This window comes from Vibrio sp. YT-19(2023), assembly GCF_033337395.1.
This window is the reverse complement of record NZ_JAWOQN010001070.1, coordinates 1-531: the sequence shown is the minus strand read 5'-3', so window position 1 is coordinate 531 and position 531 is coordinate 1. Positions and strand designations below refer to the sequence as shown.

Below are 531 nucleotides of genomic sequence, written 5' to 3'. Positions count from 1 at the left end.
TATCGACCTCGTGCTGGTGGCGACATACACTGATTCGACCGATGGTAAGAGCGAAAGCCAGAGCCTATCGGAGCGACGAGCAGAGTCTCTACGTACTTACTTTGAATCATTGGGTTTGCCAGAGGATCGTATTCAAGTGCAAGGTTATGGCAAGCGCCGACCTATTGCTGATAATGGCACGCCGATTGGTAAAGACAAGAACCGTCGTGTAGTCATCTCTTTAGGTCGAACTCAAGTTTAGGCCGTAGTAAAGCATGCTTACATAAAAAACGCCGGAGAAATAATCTCCGGCGTTTTTGTATATTGACGTTGTTAGCTTGTAAATTAAGTAAGAGCATCGAAAACGCTCAAGTCTTACTTTGTATATGTTAGTGGGTATCTACTTACTGTCGAATAACTTTCGTTGAGTCATTTCCAAGTGATGAGCGTCAGCTTATTTTCGACCTTTGCTCATTAATTTAAACGAAACTTAGCGATCACTTCGCAATTGGTTGCGGTATCGATCTTCTCTACTTGTTTCGCAATTGCTGG

2 protein-coding genes are annotated in these 531 nt (G+C 43.3%); one reads left to right on the top strand and one right to left on the bottom strand.

The features are described from left to right. A partial coding sequence (locus tag R7E78_RS30105) for an OmpA family protein (RefSeq protein WP_318059136.1) occupies window positions 1-241 on the top strand: 241 nt, incomplete at its 5' end. A gap of 212 nt (window positions 242-453) precedes the next feature. Here R7E78_RS30105 and R7E78_RS30100 read toward each other — a convergent pair. Next, the coding region (locus R7E78_RS30100) for a DUF2753 family protein (protein WP_318059137.1) at window positions 454-531 on the bottom strand (78 nt) is incomplete at its 5' end.